The 16,248-nt window shown below is 70.8% G+C and carries 14 protein-coding genes; 13 read left to right on the top strand and 1 reads right to left on the bottom strand.

Going from position 1 to position 16,248, the window contains the following annotated elements; genetic code table 11:
* Positions 1-34 precede the first annotated feature (34 nt).
* The 13 genes from ACFYWS_RS37180 (at position 35) to ACFYWS_RS37120 (ending at position 15,360) form a co-directional block, all read left to right on the top strand.
* Complete coding sequence (locus ACFYWS_RS37180; RefSeq protein ID WP_389283879.1) at positions 35-706, top strand: GntR family transcriptional regulator; 672 nt, start codon at positions 35-37, stop codon at positions 704-706.
* On the top strand, positions 703-1,620 hold the full coding sequence (locus tag ACFYWS_RS37175; protein WP_389283877.1) for a dihydrodipicolinate synthase family protein: 918 nt from the start codon (positions 703-705) through the stop codon (positions 1,618-1,620). The genes ACFYWS_RS37180 and ACFYWS_RS37175 overlap by 4 nt, the downstream gene beginning before the upstream one ends.
* Complete coding sequence (araD, locus tag ACFYWS_RS37170; RefSeq protein WP_389283875.1) at positions 1,617-3,353, top strand: L-arabinonate dehydratase; 1,737 nt, start codon at positions 1,617-1,619, stop codon at positions 3,351-3,353. The genes ACFYWS_RS37175 and araD overlap by 4 nt, the downstream gene beginning before the upstream one ends.
* Positions 3,354-3,482: 129 nt before the next feature.
* On the top strand, positions 3,483-4,424 hold the full coding sequence (locus tag ACFYWS_RS37165; RefSeq protein WP_389283874.1) for a carbohydrate ABC transporter permease: 942 nt from the start codon (positions 3,483-3,485) through the stop codon (positions 4,422-4,424).
* A gap of 77 nt (positions 4,425-4,501) precedes the next feature.
* On the top strand, positions 4,502-5,347 hold the full coding sequence (locus ACFYWS_RS37160) for a carbohydrate ABC transporter permease (protein WP_389283942.1): 846 nt from the start codon (positions 4,502-4,504) through the stop codon (positions 5,345-5,347).
* Positions 5,348-5,355: 8 nt separating this feature from the next.
* Positions 5,356-6,600 (top strand): Gfo/Idh/MocA family protein, encoded by a 1,245-nt coding sequence (locus ACFYWS_RS37155; protein ID WP_389283872.1) that lies wholly within the window; start codon positions 5,356-5,358, stop codon positions 6,598-6,600.
* Positions 6,597-7,463, top strand: coding sequence for a PmoA family protein (locus tag ACFYWS_RS37150; RefSeq protein ID WP_389283870.1), 867 nt, complete (start codon positions 6,597-6,599; stop codon positions 7,461-7,463). The genes ACFYWS_RS37155 and ACFYWS_RS37150 overlap by 4 nt, the downstream gene beginning before the upstream one ends.
* 499 nt (positions 7,464-7,962) lie before the next feature.
* Complete coding sequence (locus ACFYWS_RS37145) at positions 7,963-9,534, top strand: family 43 glycosylhydrolase (RefSeq protein WP_389283869.1); 1,572 nt, start codon at positions 7,963-7,965, stop codon at positions 9,532-9,534.
* The gene (locus ACFYWS_RS37140; protein WP_389283867.1) at positions 9,531-10,901 is read left to right on the top strand and encodes an ABC transporter substrate-binding protein; all 1,371 of its coding nucleotides are present in this window, start codon (positions 9,531-9,533) and stop codon (positions 10,899-10,901) included. The genes ACFYWS_RS37145 and ACFYWS_RS37140 overlap by 4 nt, the downstream gene beginning before the upstream one ends.
* Before the next feature lie 116 nt (positions 10,902-11,017).
* A complete protein-coding gene (locus ACFYWS_RS37135; RefSeq protein ID WP_389283866.1) occupies positions 11,018-11,863 on the top strand; it encodes a rhamnogalacturonan acetylesterase in 846 nt (281 codons plus the stop codon).
* Positions 11,864-11,908: 45 nt separating this feature from the next.
* Positions 11,909-13,222 (top strand): polysaccharide lyase family 1 protein, encoded by a 1,314-nt coding sequence (locus tag ACFYWS_RS37130; RefSeq protein WP_389283864.1) that lies wholly within the window; start codon positions 11,909-11,911, stop codon positions 13,220-13,222.
* An 88-nt stretch (positions 13,223-13,310) separates the two neighbouring features.
* A complete protein-coding gene (locus tag ACFYWS_RS37125; protein ID WP_389283862.1) occupies positions 13,311-14,408 on the top strand; it encodes a pectinesterase family protein in 1,098 nt (365 codons plus the stop codon).
* Positions 14,409-14,565: 157 nt separating this feature from the next.
* On the top strand, positions 14,566-15,360 hold the full coding sequence (locus tag ACFYWS_RS37120; protein WP_389283861.1) for an HAD family acid phosphatase: 795 nt from the start codon (positions 14,566-14,568) through the stop codon (positions 15,358-15,360).
* 58 nt (positions 15,361-15,418) lie between these two features.
* On the opposite strand, the gene ACFYWS_RS37115 is transcribed toward ACFYWS_RS37120, so the two are convergent.
* A complete protein-coding gene (locus ACFYWS_RS37115) occupies positions 15,419-16,246 on the bottom strand; it encodes a pectate lyase (protein WP_389283859.1) in 828 nt (275 codons plus the stop codon).
* Positions 16,247-16,248 lie beyond the last annotated feature (2 nt).

The raw sequence follows: 16,248 nt of genomic DNA, 5'->3' as shown, positions 1-16,248 counted from the left end.
ATATGAGACGCGATACGCCATACGAGAGGCCCGCATGACCTCTGTGCCCACGCCGATCCCCTCCCGCACCCAGTACGTCCTGGAGGAGATCAAGCACCGCATCCTGACGGGTCGGCTGCGACCCGGCCAGGCCCTGGTGGAGACCGATGTCGCCGCCCAGTTCGGGGTCTCCAAGACCCCGGTGCGCGAGGCGCTCAAGACCCTCGCGGGGACCGGACTCGTCGTCATGAGCCAGTACAAGGGCGTCACGGTGCGCATGGTGGACGCCGACATGGCCCGCGAGGTCTACGACGTGCGGCTGCTGCTCGAACCGGAGGCGCTGCGCCGCACCGTGTGCCGCCGCGCCTGTCTCGACGCCGCCCGCGACGCGCTGCACAGCGCCGCCACCGCGAGCGACACGGCCCAACGCTCCCTCGCCAACCGGGAGTTCCACCGCGCCCTCTACCTCCCGTGCGGCAACCCGCTGCTCGGCAAGATGCTCGACGAGGTCCGCGACCAGGCCGCGCTGGTGTCCGCCGTGGCGTGGGCCGCCGACCCCTCGTGGGACCGGGAGGCCGCCGAGCACCGGGAGATCCTGGAGCTCGCCCTCGCCGGCGACGCCCAGGGGGCCTCGCGTGCGCTGCGTGGCCACATCGCTTCGTTCGTCGAGCGGGCCTTCCCCGAAGCGCGGGAGGACCGAGAAGAAGAGGGTGAGCACCACTCATGAGAGTCACACCAGCCATGTTCGAGACCCAGCGGGCCGCGCTCGCCGATGTGGTCGCGATCCCGGTGACCCCGTTCGCCGAGGACGGATCCGTCGCCGAGGGGCAGTACAGGACCCTGCTGCGGCGCCTGCTCGACAGCGGGGTGCGCACCCTCACGCCGAACGGGAACACCGGCGAGTTCTACGCCCTCGGCCCCGAAGAGCGCCGCCTCGTCACCGAGTCGACCCTCGACGAGGTGGGGGAGCGGGGCATCGTCCTCGTCGGCGTCGGCCATGACGTGCCGACCGCGATCGAGGCCGCCCGGCACGCCCGCGAGCACGGCGCGCACATGGTGATGGTCCATCAGCCCGTGCACCCGTACGTCTCCGAGGTCGGCTGGGTCGACTACCACCGGGCGATCGCGCGGGCCGTGCCCGAGCTCGGTGTCGTCCCGTACGTCAGGAACGCGGCGCTGCCCGGCGCCCGGCTCGCCGAACTCGGCGCGGCCTGCCCGAACGTGATCGGCGTGAAGTACGCGGTGCCGGACGTGGCGCGCTTCGCCGGCTTCGCCCGGGACGCGGGCCTCGACCGGTTCGTCTGGGTGGCCGGGCTCGCCGAGCCGTACGCGCCCTCCTACTTCTCCGCGGGCGCCACCGGCTTCACCTCGGGGCTCGTGAACGTCGCGCCGAGCGTCTCGCTGTCCATGATCGAAGCGCTTCGATCCGGCGACTACGCCGCCGCCATGAAGGTGTGGGAGCAGATCCGCCGCTTCGAGGAACTGCGCGGCGCCGACGCCTCCGCCAACAACGTCACCGTCGTCAAGGAGGCCCTGGCCTCCCTCGGCCTGTGCCGCCGCGACGTCCGCCCGCCGAGCAAGGAACTGCCGGAGGCGGCGCGCGCGGAGGTCGCCGAGATCGCAGCGGGGTGGTCCATATGAGCACCGACCGGAGACTCGCGCCCGAGCGGCTCCGCTCCCACCAGTGGTACGGCACCGAGGGTCAGCTGCGCACCTGGTCGCACAACGCCCGGATGCGCCAACTCGGCTACGAGGCCGAGGAGTACCAGGGCCGCCCCGTCGTCGCCGTCCTCAACACCTGGTCCGACATCAACCCCTGCCACGTCCATCTGCGCGAGCGCGCCGAGGCCGTCAAGCGGGGCGTGTGGCAGGCGGGCGGCTTCCCGCTCGAATTCCCCGTCTCCACGCTCTCGGAGACGTACCAGAAGCCGACCCCGATGCTCTACCGCAACCTGCTCGCCATGGAGACGGAGGAGCTGCTGCGCTCCTATCCCGTCGACGCGGCGGTGCTGCTCGGCGGCTGCGACAAGTCGACTCCCGCCCTGCTCATGGGCGCGGCGTCCGCCGACGTGCCGGCGATCTTCGTGCCGGCCGGGCCGATGCTGCCTGGGCACTGGCGCGGCGAGACCCTCGGCTCCGGCACCGACATGTGGAAGTACTGGGACGAGCACCGCGCGGGCAACCTCACCGACTGCGAACTGCGGGAACTCCAGGGCGGGTTGGCGAGGTCGCCGGGTCACTGCATGACCATGGGGACCGCGTCCACCATGACCGCGGCCGCGGAGGCCCTCGGCATGACATTGCCGGGCGCCTCCTCGATCCCGGCCGTCGACTCCGCGCACGAGCGAATGGCCGCCGCCTCCGGGCGCCGCGCCGTCGGCCTCGCCTGGACGGCCCTGAAGCCCTCCGAGATCCTCACCCCCGAGGCCTTCGAGGACGCCGTCACCACGGTGCTCGGACTCGGCGGCTCCACCAACGCCGTCATCCACCTCATCGCCATGGCGGGACGGTCCGGGGTGTCGCTCACCCTCGACGACTTCGACCGCGTGGCGCGCACCGTTCCCGTGCTCGCGAACGTACGGCCGGGCGGACAGACATACCTGATGGAGGACTTCTACTTCGCCGGCGGCCTGCCCGCGTTCCTCTCCCGGATCACCGACCTGCTGCACCTCGAACGGCCCACGGTCAACGGGCGGTTCGGCGAGCAGATCGAGGGCGTCGAGGTCCACGACGACGACGTGATCCGCACCCGTACGAACCCGGTCGCGGCCGAGGGAGGCGTCGCCGTCCTGCGCGGCAACCTCTGCCCCGACGGCGCCGTCATCAAGCACATCGCCGCCGAACCGCGACTGCTCAAGCACACCGGCACGGCAGTGGTCTTCGACGACTACAAGACCATGCAACGCACCATCAACGACCTGGAGTTGGGCATCACCGCCGACAGCGTCCTGGTGCTGCGCGGCTCCGGCCCCAAGGGTGGGCCCGGCATGCCCGAGTACGGGATGCTGCCCATCCCCGACCACCTGCTCAAGCAGGGCGTGCGCGACATGGTGCGGCTCTCCGACGCCAGGATGAGCGGCACGAGTTACGGGGCGTGTGTCCTGCACATCGCCCCCGAGTCGCATGTCGGGGGGCCGCTCGCGCTGATCCGCAGCGGGGACACCGTCACCCTCGATGTCGCCGCCCGCTCCCTTCAACTCAACGTAACTGATGAGGAGTTGGAGCAACGGAGGGGCGAGTGGGCGCCGCCTGCCGAGCGCCAGCAGCGCGGCTACGGCGTGCTCTACAACGAGCAGATCACCCAGGCCGACACCGGCTGCGACTTCGCCTTCCTGGCGCGGCCCGGCACGGTCCCGGACCCGTACGCCAGCTGAAGCACCTCGAACCCCGCTTGTGAAGCGTTTCGACAGGTGTGTCGTGCAAGCGCTTTCTGTCGACCGTGAAACAGACCCGTGGAAAAGCAAGAAGCACCGACCTGAGCCACCGAGAACGGAGTTCCCGTCATGGCCCAAGCCGCAGCAGTGGCCAAAGCCCCGCAGGGTGCGTCGCCGCCCCGGCGCCGCAAATCAGCCACCCCGCGCAGGCTCCCGTATCTGCTGATCGCGCCCGCCGGGCTGCTGATGCTGGGCTTCATCGCGTATCCCGTCATCAGCGTCTTCTACTACAGCCTTCAGCACTTCAACCCGACCAAGCCCTGGCGGAACGGGTTCGCGGGACTCGACAACTTCGTCACCGCGTTCACCAACGACCCTGATTTCTGGCGGACGCTGGGCTTCAGTCTCCAGTGGGTCGTCGTCCAGGTGGTGCTGCAGCTGCTGCTCGGCCTCGGGCTCGCACTCGTCGTCAACCAGACATTCGTCGGCCGCGGCATGGCCCGCGCCCTCGTCTTCTCACCGTGGGCCGTCTCCGGCGTGCTGACCTCCGCCGTCTGGATGCTGCTCTACAACTCGCAGACGGGCATCACGCGTTACCTCGCGGACATGGGCATCGGAACGTACGGCACCTCATGGCTGTCGGACACCGCGACCGTCTTCCCCGCCGTCGTCACCGCCGAACTCTGGCGCGGCGTCCCCTTCTTCGCGATCCTCATCCTCGCCGACCTGCAATCCGTGTCGAAGGATCTGTACGAGGCCGCCGAGGTCGACGGGGCGAGCCGGCTGCGCCAGTTCTTCCACATCACGCTGCCGCACCTCAAGGACGCCATCATCCTGTCCACGCTGCTTCGCGCGGTATGGGAGTTCAACAACGTCGACCTGCTCTACACCCTCACAGGCGGCGGGCCCGCGGGCGAGACGACCACCCTGCCGCTGCGCATCGCCTCCATCGCCGTCGACAGCCACGACTTCGGCTACGCGTCCGCGCTGACGTCCATCGCCTTCGTGATCCTCCTGTTCTGCTCGATGATCTATCTCCGCCTGAGCAAGTTCGGGGGCGACGACAAGTGACCGTCAAGGAAGCCGAATTGACCGCCACCACGACCGCGCCCGACACCACGACGGGCGGCGGCCGGCACCGGGCCGCCCTGCGCCCCTCCAAGAAGGGCCGCTCCGGGCCCTCCTGGGAAGACGTGCCGCGCTGGCAGATCTACGTACCGCTCGGCGTCTATCTCCTCTTCACACTCATCCCCTTCTACTGGATGCTGCTGTTCGCGTTCCGGCCCGCCGGATCCACGTCCCTCGTGCCGTGGCCGCTCACCTTCGAGCACTTCGACAAGGTGTGGAACGAGCGGTCGTTCGCGATCTTCTTCCAGAACAGCCTGCTCGTCGGCCTCGCCTCGATGCTGATGACGACGGTCGTGGCGCTGGCCGGCGGCTACGCGCTCGCCCGCTTCAACTTCCGGATCAAGCGGGGCTTCATGCTCGCGCTGCTGTGCTCGCAGTTCATTCCGGGCGCCCTGATGCTGGTCCCGCTGTTCCAGATCTTCGCCAATCTGCGGCTGATCAACTCGCTCGGCAGCGTCATCATCGCCGAGACCGTCTTCCAGCTGCCGCTCACGATGATCCTCATCAGCGGCTTCATCAGGAACGTGCCGTACTCGCTCGAAGAGGCCGCCTGGGTCGACGGCTGCGGACGCTTCCGCGCCTTCTGCGCCGTCGTGCTTCCCCTTCTGCGGCCGGGGCTCATCGCGGTCGGCTCCTTCGCCTTCGTGCACAGCTGGAACCACTTCCTGTTCGCCCTCATGTTCCTCTCCAACCAGGACAAACAGACGATCCCGGTCGGCCTCGCCACCCTCATGGGCGCCGACTCCGTCGACCTGGGCGCGCTCGCCGCCGGCGGCGTCGTGGCCGCGCTGCCCGTCGTGATCGTCTTCGCGTTCATCCAGAAATGGCTCGTCACGGGGTTCAGCGCGGGGGCGGTGAAGGGATGACAAGCCCTATGAAGATCAAGCAGATCAAGCCGCTCGTGGAGACACGCGACAGCGGCCCGGTGCGCGAGCCCGTCCCCGTCGTCCTCGCGGGGGCGCGCGGGCACGGACGCTGGCACCTGAACAACCTGCGGGGCCTCGCGGAGGCGGGGCGGGTGCGGCTCGTGGGAGTGTGCGAGCTGCGGCCGCTGGACGCGGCGGAGCTCGACGGGTTCGATGCCGACGACGTGGTGCAGTCCGCCGACTTCGGGGAGCTGCTCGACCGCACCGGCGCCCGGATCGCGGTCATCTGCACCCCGATCCAGACCCACACGGACCTGGCGCTGGTCGCCGCCGAGCGGGGCGTGCATCTGCTCCTGGAGAAGCCGCCCGCGCCGTCGTACACGGAATACGAGCGGATGGCGGCCGGGGTGGCAGCGGCGGGCATCGCCTGCCAGATCGGCTTCCAGTCGCTCGGCTCGCATGCGGTGTCCCACATACGGGATCTCGTACGCGACGGCGCCATCGGCGAGCCCCTCGGCATCGGCGCCGCCGGAGCCTGGGCCCGCGACGAGGCCTACTTCCGGCGCGCCCCCTGGGCCGGGCGCCGCCGCCTGGACGACGGCAGCGGCACGGGCCGCACGGTCGACGTCGTCGACGGCGTGCTCACCAACCCCCTCGCCCACGCCGTCGCCACCTCCCTCGCCCTCGACGGAGCGACCGGCGGCGACGACCTCACCGCGATCCGCACCGAGCTGTACCGCGCCAACGACATCGAGGCCGACGACACCTCGTACGTCGAGCTGACCACCCGTACCGGATCGCGCGTCACCGTCGCCGCGACCCTGTGCGCGGAGCTGCCCGACGAGCCGTACGTCATCGTGCACGGCAGCCGTGGCCGGATCACGTTCTGGTACAAGCAGGACCGCGTCCTCGTGCAGCGCGCGGGCCGCGGCCCCGAGGAGACCGTGCACGGGCGCACCGACCTCCTCGCGAACCTCGTCGAGCACCTCGCCACCGACGGGGAGACGCCGCTGCTCGTGCCGCCCGCCTCGACCGGCGCGTTCATGCGCGTGGTCGAGGCGATCCGGCGGGCCCCCGCCCCGGCGGCGCTGCCCGACGACGCGTGGAGCGTGGTGCCCGCCGACCGGCCCGACGCCGTACGCCGGGTGGTGCACGGAGCCGACGGTCTCGTCGCCGCTAGCGCCGACAGTCTCACCGGCTTCGCGGGACTCGGCGCGTCCTGGGCCCGCTCCGGAGCGGAGGCCTCGTCGTGACCCGAACCGTGCACGGCCTCGCCACCGCCCCGCTGACGCTGAGCTGCGCGGGCCGCCCCGTCGCCCGCTACGAGATCCGCCCCGACGTCGAACGGCGCCTCTCGCCGCGCCCCTTCCTGCACCCGGTGACCACGCTCGCCGGCACCCCCGTCACCGAGTACGCGCCCGCCGACCACGCGCACCACCTCGGGGTGGGCGTCGCCGTGCCGGACGTCGCGGGGCGCAACTTCTGGGGCGGGCGCACCTACGTCGAGGGCCGGGGGCCGACCGAGCTCGACAACCACGGCGAGCAGCGGCACCGCGAGTTCAAGCTGTGCGACCCGGACGGGTTCGTGGAGGACCTGGACTGGACCGCGGACGGCTGCGAACCGCTCCTGCGTGAGCGCCGCACCGTGGCCGTCACCCAACTGTGCCGCGACGCCTGGGCGTTGGACTTCACGTTCTCGCTCACCAACCCGTCGGGGGACGGCCTGAGCATCGGCAGCCCCGCGACCAACGGCCGCCCCGGCGCCGCGTACGGAGGCTTCTTCTGGCGCGCGCCGAAGGAGGCCGCCGCCCCCGCCGTGTTCACCGCGGACGGCGAGGGCGAGCAGGCGGTCCACGGCCGTACCGCCGACTGGCTGGCCATGGCGGGCGACGGCTGGACCCTCGTCTTCGCGGGCGCCACCGCCGAGACCCGCCGCGACCCGTGGTTCGTCCGCACCGACGAGTACCCGGGCGTCGGCTCCTCGCTCGCCTCCGCCGCCCGGCTGCCCATCGGCCCCGGTGACACCGCCGTACGCCGCGTGATCACGGTCGTCGCCGACGGCACGCTCGACCCGAAGCGGGCGGCGACACTCGTCCGAAAGGCGGTGGCCGCATGAGCCGCGCGCGGAGTGGAATCGGTGGCTCGGGTGGCGGCGTGTGCCGCGCCCTCGCGCGTGCCGCGGTCGGTGGGTCTGCTCGGAGGCGGTGCGCGGGGCCGGTGGTAGTGGCGGTGGCCTGCATGAGCCGTGCGCGGAGCGGAGTCGGTGGCTCGGGTGGCGGCGTGTGCCGTGCCCTCGCGCGTGCCGCGGTCGGTGGGTCTGCTCGGAGGCGGTGCGCGGGGCCGGCGGTACTGGCGGTGGCCTGCATGAGCCGTGCGCGGAGTGGAATCGGTGGCTCGGGGGTCGGCGTGTGCGGCGCCCTCGCGTGTGCCGCGGTCGGTGGGTCTGCCCGGAGGCGGCGTGCGGGGCCGGTGGTACTGGCGGTGGCCTGCATGAGCCGTGCGCGGAGCGGAATCGGTGGCTCGGGGGTCGGCGTGTGCGGCGCCCTCGCGCGTGCCGCGGTCGGTGGGTCCCCCCGGAGGCGGCGCGCGAGGCCGGCGGAACTGGCGGTGGCCGCATGAGCCGCCGCGCCCTGCCGACCGGTGACCTGGGTGACGGCACGTACCGCAACCCGGTGCTCGCCGCTGACTGGTCCGACCCCGACGTGGTCCGTGTCGGTGACGACTTCTACCTGACCGCGTCCAGCTTCGGCCGGGTCCCCGGGCTGCCGCTGCTGCACTCCCGCGACCTCGTCAACTGGACGCTCGTCGGGCACGCCCTCGACCGGCTCGAACCCGCCGAGGCCTTCGCCGCCCCGCGCCACGACTGCGGCGTGTGGGCCCCGGCGATCCGCCACCACGACGGCCGCTTCTGGATCTTCTGGGGCGACCCCGACCACGGCGTGTACCAGATCAACTCGCCGTCCATTCAAGGGCCTTGGACGGAACCCCACCTCATCAAGGCGGGCAAGGGTCTCATCGACGCCTGCCCACTGTGGGACGAGGAGACCGGCGAGGCGTACCTCGTGCACGCCTACGCCAAGTCCCGCGCCGGCATCAAGAACCGCCTCACCGGACACCGCATGGCACCCGACGGCAGTGAACTCCTCGACGAGGGAATGGTGTTGATCGACGGGGACCGCATCCCCGGCTGGTTCACCCTTGAGGGCCCCAAGGTCTACCGGCACGACGGCTGGTACTGGATCCTCGCCCCGGCGGGCAGCGTGGAGTCCGGCTGGCAGGGCGCCTTCCGCTCCCGCTCGTTCTTCGGCCCCTACGAGGAGCGGGTCGTGCTCGAACAGGGCGACACCGACGTCAACGGCCCCCACCAGGGCGGATGGGTGCGCACGGCGACGGGCGACGACTGGTTCCTGCACTTCCAGCAGCGCGGCCCGTACGGGCGGGTGGTGCACCTGCAGCCGATGCGCTGGGACGCCTCCGGGTGGCCGGTGATCGGCGACGACGGCGCCCCCGTCGACGTACACGAGAAGCCCGCGCTGCCGCCGCGGCCGGTGACGGCGCCCGCGACGGACGACACCTTCCCCGGTGGGCGCTTCGGGCCGCAGTGGCAGTGGACGGCCAACTTCGCGCCGGACTGGACGAGTCCGCACGACGGAGACGGCCTGCGGCTCGCCTGTGTGCGCTCCGCCGACGGGGTGCGCGACCTGCGCCGCGTCCCGCACCTGCTGACCCAGCGGCTGCCGCTCCTGCCGAGCCGGGTGGAGGTCGACCTACGGCTCGACGCCACAACTCCCGGTGTCCGCGCCGGACTTGCCGTTCTCGGCGACGCGTACACGTGGATCGGCCTGGAGCGCGGGGCTGACGGAGCGGCCCACGCGGTGCACCGGTTCGCCGAGACCACCGCCGACACGGAACGAGACGCGGCGCACCCCCGGGCGGCGCCCGACGCGACCGCGCGGCTGCGCGTCGACATCACTGACGGGGCCCGCTGCCGCTTCTTCGTCGACACCGGAGACGGCTTCCGGCGCTCGGGCCAGGTGTTCGCCGCGCAGCCCTGGCGCTGGGTCGGCGCCCTGCTCGGCCTGTTCGCGGCGGCGCCACCCGACGGTCAGGCCGTCGGCGCCGCCTGGTTCACGCACTTCCGCAGCACCACCCTCCAGTTGGATCCAGAAGAAGAGAGCCGATCATGACCATCCGTACACGCAGAGGAACCCGCAACGGCATCCGCCGATCCGCGCTGCGCACCGGCACCGCCGTCGCCATCAGCACCGTCCTCGCGCTGACCGTCACCGCCTGCGGCGACGACGGCAGCGGGGCCGGCGGCGACAAGGGCGACGAGGGCTCGGGCAAGGGCGAGATCACCTTCTGGGACAACAACACGGCCGTGCGCCGTGACGTCTGGATGCAGATCATCAAGGACTTCGAGAAGAAGTACCCGGACATCAAGGTCAAGTACGTCGGTATCCCCGCCGAGAACGTGCAGTCCAAGTACGACACCGCCATCCAGGGCGGCGGACTGCCCGACGTCGGCGGCGTGGGCACCGCGATGCTCGCCGGTGTCGCCGCGCAGGGCGCCCTCGAACCGCTCGACGAGCGGATAGCGACGAGTCCGCTCAACGGGAAGCTCAACGACGCCTTCATGGAGTCGGTGAAGTCCGCGGGCGCGGGCGACAAGCTCTACGAGCTGCCGACCTCCGCCAACAACGGCGTCCTCTACTACCGCACCGACCTGTTCAAGCAGGCCGGCCTGGGCGCGCCGACGACCTGGGACAAGTTCTTCGAGGCGGCGTCCAAGCTCACCAACGCCGGGAAGAACGAGTTCGGTTACACCATCCGCGGCGGCGAGGGCTCCATCGCGCAGGCCCTCGACGCGACCTACGGGCAGAGCGGCATCACGTCCTTCTGGGACAAGAACAACGAGAAGACCACGGTCAACGACCCCAAGAACGTGGCCGCGCTCCAGAAGTACGCCGACCTCTACAAGAAGGCGACGCCGTCCGCCGACGTCAACAACGACTTCACGAAGATGGTCGCCCAGTACGACAGCGGCAAGATCGGCATGCTGAGCCACAACCTCGGCTCCTACGGCGACCACGTGAAGGCCTTCGGCACCAAGTTCCGCGGCATTCCCAACCCGACGGGCCCGAACGGCACCCGCGTCCAGGTCTCCAACCCGGTCGACGGACTCGGCCTGTTCAAGGCGAGCAAGAACAAGAAGGCCGCCTGGCAGTTCATGGAGTTCGCCGCCTCGCACGCGGAGAACAGCAAGTGGAACGAGGCGGCCAAGCAGATCCCGGCCAACACCGAGGCCGCCAAGGACGACTGGGTGCAGAAGTCCGAGCCGACCAAGCTCGCCGCCGACGCGCTGCAGTCCGGCTCCACCAAGATCGTGCAGCTGCCGTACTACCTGCCCGACTGGAACACCATCTCCAAGGCCGAGAACGAGGACGACTTCCAGAAGGTCATGCTCGGCAAGACGACGGCCAAGACCTTCCTGGACGCGCTCGCCGACCAGCTCAACAAGGCACAGTCCGAATGGAAGCAGCAGGCCAACTAGCCGCCCCTGCTTGTCTGTTCACCTCCTACCGGGCCGGCGGCGGGACGCCCCGTGCCCCGCGGCTCCCGCCGTCGGCCCCACCACACCCTGGTTCTCTGAAAGGACGGCACCTCGACGTGTCGACCACCCGAAGATCCACCCGAAGAGCCACACTGGCCGCCCTCGCGTCCCTGCCGCTCGCGGCGGTCCTCGCGCCCCCTGCATCGGCCGCCACCGACCGCCGCGAGCGCCGGACCCTCTTCATCGCCGGCGACTCCACCGCCGCCCAGAAGTACCTCGACGCCAAGCCCGAGACCGGCTGGGGCATGGCCCTCCCGCTCTTCCTCTCCGACCGCGTCCGGGTCGCCAACCACGCGGTCAACGGCCGCAGTTCGAAGAGCTTCGTCGACGAGGGCCGCCTCGACGCGATCCTCGCCGCGATCCGCCCCGGCGACCTCCTCCTGATCCAGTTCGCGCACAACGACGAGAAGAGCGCCGACCCCACGCGCTACACCGAACCCTGGTCCACGTACCAGGACTTCCTGAAGCTGTACGTCGACGGGGCGCGGGCCCGAGGCGCCCGCCCGGTGCTCGCCACCGCCGTCGAGCGCAGAAAGTTCGACGGAAACGGCAACTCCGCGCCCACCCACGGCGACTACCCGGCGGCGATGCGCGCCCTCGCCGAACAGGAGGGCGTCGCGCTGCTCGACGTCCAGGCGCTGTCCCTCGCCCTGTGGCAGAAGCTCGGCGTCGAGGACACGAAGACGTACTTCAACTGGACCGCGACCGAGCAGGACAACACGCACTTCAACCCGCCGGGCGCGATCGCGGTGGCCCGCCTCGTGGCCACCGAACTGCTGCGCCGCAAAGTGCTGCCCGCCCGCGACGTGCGCCGTACCGGCGACGGTAAGGACGCCGTCGACGAACGGGACCCGGCCTGGCAGTCCCGCCTGACCTGGCTCGCCGGAACCACCCCCGCCTGAACCACCACCGCCTGACCCCCGCCACCGTCCTCCAGGAGCCGCACAGTGAGAGCACACAGGAAGAGCAAGAAGGCCTACGCGTTCGCCGTCGCAGGGGCCGCCGGCTGCACCGCCGTCGTCCTCGCCGTCACCGGCACGGTCACCACCGCGGGCGCCGCGGAGCCCCACGGCCGCGACCTCGCCCGCCAGACCCTCGCGAAGGGCGACGGCTGGGGCTCGGCCACCACCGGCACCACGGGCGGCGCCGCCGCCGACGCCGCGCACGTCCGCACCGTCACCACCTGGGCGGGGCTGAAGGCCGCCTTTGCCGAAGGCGGCACCGCGCCGAAGATCATCAAGATCAAGGGCACCCTCGACGCGGACGGCGCGACCTGCGCGGACTTCGCCGCCGACGGCTACGACCTCGACGAGTACCTCGCCGACTACGACCCCGCCACCTGGGGCTACGACAAGGAGGTCAGCGGAGAACAGGAGGACCTGCGCGCCGCTTCCGCCGCCGCCCAGGCCAAGGCCATCAAGGCGAACGTGCCCGCCAACACCACGATCATCGGCGTCGGCAGGAACCCCGGCATCGTCGGCGGCAGCCTCCAGATCAACGGCGTCGACAACGTCATCGTGCGCGGTCTCACCCTGGAGTCCCCGCTCGACTGCTTCCCGCAGTGGGACCCGACGGACGGCGACACCGGAAACTGGAACTCCGAGTACGACGCGGCCGTCGTCTACAACGCGACCCATGTCTGGCTGGACCACAACGAGTTCACCGACGGCGACCACCCGGACTCCACGCTGCCCAGCTACTACGGCCGCGTCTACCAACAGCACGACGGCGAGCTCGACATCGTCAAGGGCGCCGACTACGTGACCGCCTCCTGGAACGTCTTCGCCGACCACGACAAGACCCTGATGATCGGCAACAGCGACGGCGCGGCCGCCACGGACCGCGGCAAACTGCGCGTGACGCTGCACCACAACCTCTTCAAGAACCTCGTCGAGCGCGCCCCGCGCGTCCGCTTCGGGCAGGTCGACGTCTACAACAACTCGTATGTGGGCAATGCCGATTACGCGTACTCGTTCGGCATCGGCTTCGAGTCGCAGCTCTACGCGGAGAAGAACGCGTTCACGCTGCCGAAGGGGACCGGGGCGGGGTCCGTCCTGCACCGCTGGAACGACTCTCCGCTGACGGCCTCGGGCAACCAGGTCAACGGCAAACCGGTCGACCTCGTGGCCGCCTACAACGCCACACACGCCGACGCGCCGCTCCGCGAAGGGGCGGGCTGGAAGCCGAGCCTGCGACGCGACGTGGACCCGGTGAAGTCGGTGCCGCGGGTGGTCGCGCGGGGCGCAGGCCCGGCCAATTGAGCTCTCCGGCGATTGAGGCGCGGGGTCCGGGGCGGAGCCCCGTGACGTGCGCCTCAATCGCCGCCCACCCCCTCCCAGGAGCCGCCCCATGCGCACACGTCTCGCCAGACGCACCTTCCTCGCCGGCACGGCACTCGCACTGACCGCCACAGCCACACCCGCCCGGGCCACGCCACCCCGCCCCTTCGGCCGCTACGGCTCACCCAGGTCCCGCCTCACCCCGACCACCCTCTACGTCCACCCCCGCGGCGCGGGCGACTTCACCACCGTGCAGGCCGCGGTCACCGCCGCGACCGGCGCCGGCCACACCCTCGTCATCGCCCCCGGCGTCTACCGCGAGACGGTCACCGTCCCGGCCACGGCCACCGACACGACCTGGCTCGGCGCCACCGGCGACCCCCGCGACACGGTCATCGTGTACGACAACGCCGCAGGCACCCCGAAGCCCGACGGCTCAGGCACATACGGCACCACCGGCAGCGCCACCACCACCCTGCGCCCCGACGGCTTCACCGCCCACGCCATCACGTTCGCCAACGACTGGCTGCGCGCCGACCACCCCGGGATCACCGGCACCCAGGCCGTCGCCCTCAAGGTGCAGGGCGACCGCTCGGCGTTCTTCCGCTGCCGCTTCCTCGGCCACCAGGACACCCTGTACGCCGACTCGACGGCGCTGACCGCCTTCGCCCGCCAGTATTTCCGCGACTGCCACGTCGAAGGCGACGTCGACTTCGTCTTCGGCCGGGCCACCGCCGTCTTCGAGCACTGCCACTTCCGGGCCCTGACCCGCACCGACCTGGCCGCGGCCCCGTACGGCTTCGTGTTCGCGCCGTCCACCGCCGGCGCCAACCCGCGCGGCTACCTCGTGTCCCGCTCCCGCGTCACCAGCACCGCCCCGGACGCGTACTACAAGCTGGCCCGCCCCTGGGTGCCCAGCTCCGACACGACGGCCCGGCCCTCCCTCATCGTCCGCGACACGCGTCTGGGCGCCGGGATCGACGCCGCCGCGCCCTACGCCAACATGTCGGACAGCTTCCCCTGGCAGAACCAGCGGTTCGTCGAGTACCACAACACAGGGCCGGGCGCCGCGACCGCCGCCCCGGCGAACCGCCCCCAACTGACCCGCCTCGAAGCCGAGTCGGCCACGCGCGCGACCTACCTCGGCGACTGGCGGCCCCATGCGTGAGCTGAGCAGGCTGTGGCCGGGCCCGCGTCGGGTATCGATCGGGTAAAGCGGGTCGCGGGGCTGATGTGATGCGCGTAGACATGCATTCACCTGCACGAAGTCCCCCGTCCCCGACGGCTGTCAGAGCCGTCACGGCCAGAATTGGATCACGTCACCGATGCGCAAGCGCCATCTCGCCGCCGCCACAGCGACGGTCGCTTCCCTCGTACTCGCCGGCATCGGCACCGCCGGCTCCGCCGACGCGGGCGGAACGAACGACAAGGCCACCGCGGAGCCGCACAACATCGGCCTCCTCACCCAGGAGATCGACTCCTACTACGGAGCGAAGCAGGACGCCGACGGCGTCTGGCAGGCCTCGCCCGACAGCCCGTACGCCCAGGACCTCGCCCGCATCGAGAAGGGCGCGAAGCGGCAGATCGCCGCGGCGGCCCGGCAGCACCACGCAAAGGGCGACAAGCCGGCGATCGTCTTCGACATCGACGACACGCTGCTGCTCAGCCTCGACTACGAGAAGAAGACCAACTACGTCTACAACGACGCCAGTTGGAAGAGCTACGTGGGCAAGGCGGACCGCCCCGCCGTCTTCGGTACGCCCGCGCTCATCCGCTACGCCGAGTCCAAGGGCGTCGAGGTCTTCTACAACTCGGGGCTCGGCGAGACACAGCGCTCCGCCGCCGTGGAGAACCTGAAGAAGGTCGGCATCGACGTCAATCTCGACGCCGACCACGTCTTCCTGAAGGACAAGGCCGACCCGCCCGCGTACCTGGCCGACTGCGCCACGGCCGCCGCCTGGAACTGCACGACGGTGCAGTACAAGTCGGGGACCCGGAAGCACATCGAGTCCCGTGGCTACGACATCGTCGGCAACTTCGGCGACCAGCACTCGGACCTGGAGGGCGGGTACGCGGACAAGACGTACAAGCTCCCGAACCCGACGTACTACGTGGACTGATGTGGGTGGGCCGTGGGACGTACCCGCCGTCGGGCGGGTACGTCCCACGGCCGCCCGGTCAGTCGTACGTCAGGTCCGACGCCGTGTACCGGCAGTACGTGCCGTCGGGGCCGCTGCCCAGTTCCTTGGGCTCGGCGCCGGTGTTGTTGCCCTCGTACCGGATGCACGGCTTGATCTTCTTGCTGCTGTCGCCGTGGATGCGCACGTTGCGCAGGGCCGCCGTGTCGCCGTAGTTGGAGTTGATGCCGACGAGCGACTTGCCCGGCGCCGTCACGTCGACGTCGTTGATGGTGATGTCGCGGTTCTTGTACTGCGTCGAGCAGTTGCCGCAGGAACGGACCAGCTTGCCGAAGTCGGAGACCTGGAACTTGGTGACGACGAGCTTGCCCGCGCCGTTGAACTGGAACACCTTGTCGTCGGCCTTCTTCGCGCCGCCTCCGGTCACCGTGTACACGGACGACGTCGACTTGCCCTTGAACGTGGCCGCGTCCTCGCCGACGTCCTCCCACCAGACGTTCTGGAGCGTGCAACTGCCCGCGCAGTGCACGCCGTCGGCGGCGGGCGAGCCGATGATGACGTTCTTGAGGACCGCGCCGTCCTTCAGGTTGAAGATCGGGTCCTGGCCCTCCTCCTGCCCGTCGCCGCCGAGCTCCCCGGAGCCGTAGTGGCGCTTGAGCCCGCCGTCGTACGTGCCCGAGACGGAGATCGAGCTGCTGACGGCCTTGGTGCCGGTGGGCGAAGGCCAGGCGGACGCGGCCCCCGCGGTGCCGAGCATGCCGCTCGCCATGAGCGCGCCCCCGGTCAGCGTGAGCGCCCCGAGCCCGCCGAGCAGGGCTCTGCGGCGGGTGGTGCGGCGGCGATGAGTGTGTCCTGTTGTGTTGGTCATGC

This window comes from Streptomyces sp. NPDC002795 (assembly GCF_042888725.1).
Classification (GTDB): domain Bacteria; phylum Actinomycetota; class Actinomycetes; order Streptomycetales; family Streptomycetaceae; genus Streptomyces.
The sequence above is the reverse complement of the archived record's forward strand: the minus strand, read 5'-3'. Positions and strand labels throughout refer to the sequence as shown.